Source organism: uncultured Veillonella sp., assembly GCF_934230905.1.
Lineage (GTDB): Bacteria > Bacillota > Negativicutes > Veillonellales > Veillonellaceae > Veillonella.
In genome coordinates this window covers 1-3,148 of sequence record NZ_CAKQFJ010000053.1, presented here as the reverse complement: position 1 = coordinate 3,148, position 3,148 = coordinate 1, and the positions used below count along the sequence as shown (strand labels likewise).

Sequence of the window (3,148 nt, the reverse complement as noted above, 5' to 3'; positions counted from 1 at the left end):
CGAACCAAGTTATAACAGAGTACTTTATGAATCAAAAGGCATAAGTATTTGTCACAAATGTTTGATTACTCTAGAATGTACTATATTGCATAATAAGGATATCTATTCCTTTTCCTCTATAAATATTGTACAATTAAGGTATATGAACGGAGGTATATCTATGAAGGCCTATGTACAAGTTTATACCGGCGAAGGCAAGGGTAAAACGACGGCTGCTATTGGTCTCGCTATACGTGCTATAGGCGCTGGTAAAAAGGTTTTATTTTTACAGTTCATGAAGTCTAAAGTATATAGTGAACATAATATTTTACCGTCCCTTAACAATATTACATTAGAAACTGTGGGTAAACCGTTTTTTATCATCAAAGAAGGTATGAAGAGCAAGGATGAGCTCGCCAAATGGGGTGATGAAGTGGTTGTATTTGAGTCGGGGAATCCACCTAAGGATTATGTAGCACTTATTGAAAAGGGCTATGAACGTGCACTAGAGGCTGTATCTAGTGGTGAGTATGATTTAGTGGTTCTCGATGAATACAACATGGCTTTGTTCTTTGAACTCATTGATTGGAAAAAGACGGAGGCTTTATTACAGGCTCGTAATCCAGAAACAGAACTTGTGTTTACTGGGCGAGGTGCACCGCAAGAGCTTCTTGATGAGGCCGATCTTGTAACGGAAATGAAGGAAGTAAAGCATTATTATATGCAAGGTGTAATGGCTCGTAAGGGCATTGAAAATTAGAGCATACTTTCACTAATCCCATAACCTAAGGAGGTGATGTGGTTGAGTATAGTCGCTATTGTGGCACTAGTTATAGTGCTTATCATCGTAGCGCTGATCTTGATTATCCTACTAACGCCAATCACATATAGCATCGAATGGAACGGCAGGACGCCGTATCGCGTAGAATTATCCATTAAATGGCTGTGGCGTGTATTGTCACTGCATCTCGCTTATTTCCAGGGGAAACCATTTTTTAAAGAACTGTATCTATTAGGTATGCAGAAAATAGGTCCTGTGAAAGAGTACGATGATTGGATTCAACAACGTGTTGATGATGAATATCAAAAGGCTGTTGATGAATTCGAAAATGACCCGATGGCTGCTCAAGCGGAAGCGATGATGAAAGCCATGCAAGGTGGTGGACAGGGCAGTACTGAACCGGCTGAGTCTACGACTTTTGGTACATCTGATGATCGTTTAGATGCTACGCGTAGTGCGGGACAAACAGCAGAGGCACAAGGTAAACAGGTTCGTATTGAGCGTGTTGATACATCTAAGGATGATAATAAAGGTGCTGAAGCTCGAGCTGCACAATATGATGCCATTCATGATAACCCAACGATGAAACCTGATGATGAAGTGGTTGAAAAGGTTACTTTCAATAGTGATGGCACTGTAAAAGAAAAGGTATTTGCGAAGATAGACGGCTTGAAGGATAGCGTAAAATCGCACTTTCAAAAGCCTGATCCTAATGATCCGGTGGCTAGTTTTAAATCGGAAATTCCAACTTTCTGGTTTATGAAATATGTGACGAATACAGAATTGTGGCGTCAATTATTGCTTGTTTCTAAGCGGTGTTATGACCATTCTAAACCACGGAATATCGCTGTAGAAGGGCGTATCGGCATCGCTGATCCATTTAAAGGTGGCATGCTTGCTTCGATGTTGTACAGCATTTGGCCTGAACAGGCGGAACATGTGGAAATTGATTATTTGCATTGGCATTTAGAAGGCAGCGGCCATATTAAAGGGCGTATTATCCTAGGCGTGTTGGCATGGCATGGGACACGATTCGTGCTTTCACAACCAATGCGTGCACTAATTATAGAAGCCATTAAGGTGTTTAGGGTTAAGCACAAAGAAAATAAAGAATTAGAACGATTAAAAGCGGAACAAGCCGCTAATGCATAGTTTACATCAGTGGAGGTACTACGATGGAGAACAGTAACGTAAAAGAAAATTTGGAAGTCCTTTTTGAAAAGTTTAAAAATATGATTAAGGTGGAAACCGTAGTTGGTGAAGCTGTGCAAATCGGCGATACTACATTGGTTCCATTTGTAGACGTAACATTTGGTTTTGGCACAGGTACAAACCACAATACTGCTAACAAAAACCATGAATGTGGAGGCGGTGGCGGCGGTGCTCGCATGGAACCAAGCGCTGTACTTGTTATTAAGGGTGAACGTATTGAGTTGTTCAATATTAAAGGCAATCCTTATAGCAATAGCTTTGATCGTCTTATTGGTTTAGTGCCTGATCTTGTATCTAAATTGAAATCTGATAAATATATTTATCTTAATGATGAACAATAATAGATATAAATTTTTTAATAAGGGTTCATGATGAGTTCATGGGCCCTTATTATTATTTAATAGTATACAATTGAATTATTAGATGCTATATCTTATCTTCGATTTTGAGGGTTTTGACTTGTGAAAGCAAGGGAGATTTGATATAGTAAAAATAGTCCATTACACGTTTGTGTAGTGAAACTTTACTATTGAGGAGGATCTCAGATGAAATTAACTAAGAAATTGACAACATTAGCTATCGTTGGTGCTATCTCCGCTACCACTGCTGTGGCAAGCGCTGCTAACATTGGTTTGGTACAAATGAGTCAAGTTGTAAATAGCTATCCTGGTTACGGTGCACTTGATATGAAAATGCAACAAGTAGATGCACAATACCGTCCACAAATTGAAAAGAAAATGCAAGAGATTGATAAAATTAAAGATCAAGCTCAAGCAGAAGCTGAATTCAATAAATCCGTAGCTCCATTGTTGCAAAAAGAAAATGATGAAGTGAATAAAATTGCTCAACCTATGATGCAAAATATTCACAATGCTATCGAAGCGGTTCGCGTAGAAAAGAAAATGGACGTTGTATTAGACGATCCATACACAATCCGCGCAGCTGATGCAAATAGTAACGTTGAAAATATTACTGATGAAGTAATTAAACGTCTAAAAAAATAATATCTATCCTGTGAGGTAGAATTCAAAACAGCCCTCTCTCGAAAAGCCGACACGCTACTGCGCTTACGCGGAGCCCGAAGTCGTTTTTCGAGAGAGGGCTGTTTTCCTCTATTAGGGATAGATATTAATTTTTTTAGACCAAGGAACAGGGGCGACGCAGGGTGTGAGCTAA

General features: G+C 39.3%; 4 protein-coding genes. All 4 read left to right on the top strand.

Annotated elements, in window-relative coordinates; translation table 11 throughout:
- The first annotated feature begins 160 nt into the window (after positions 1-160).
- The 4 genes from Q0E20_RS09370 (at position 161) to Q0E20_RS09355 (ending at position 2,976) form a co-directional block, all read left to right on the top strand.
- Positions 161-739 carry a cob(I)yrinic acid a,c-diamide adenosyltransferase gene (locus tag Q0E20_RS09370; RefSeq protein ID WP_295999423.1) on the top strand — a complete coding sequence of 193 codons (579 nt, stop codon included), beginning with the start codon at positions 161-163 and terminating at the stop codon, positions 737-739.
- A gap of 42 nt (positions 740-781) precedes the next feature.
- Positions 782-1,912, top strand: coding sequence for a hypothetical protein (locus Q0E20_RS09365; protein ID WP_295999427.1), 1,131 nt, complete (start codon positions 782-784; stop codon positions 1,910-1,912).
- Positions 1,913-1,935: 23 nt separating this feature from the next.
- Positions 1,936-2,313, top strand: a complete 378-nt coding sequence (locus tag Q0E20_RS09360) for a GerW family sporulation protein (protein ID WP_295999418.1) — start codon at positions 1,936-1,938, stop codon at positions 2,311-2,313.
- 204 nt (positions 2,314-2,517) lie between these two features.
- Positions 2,518-2,976, top strand: coding sequence for an OmpH family outer membrane protein (locus Q0E20_RS09355; RefSeq protein ID WP_295999414.1), 459 nt, complete (start codon positions 2,518-2,520; stop codon positions 2,974-2,976).
- Positions 2,977-3,148: the final 172 nt, after the last annotated feature.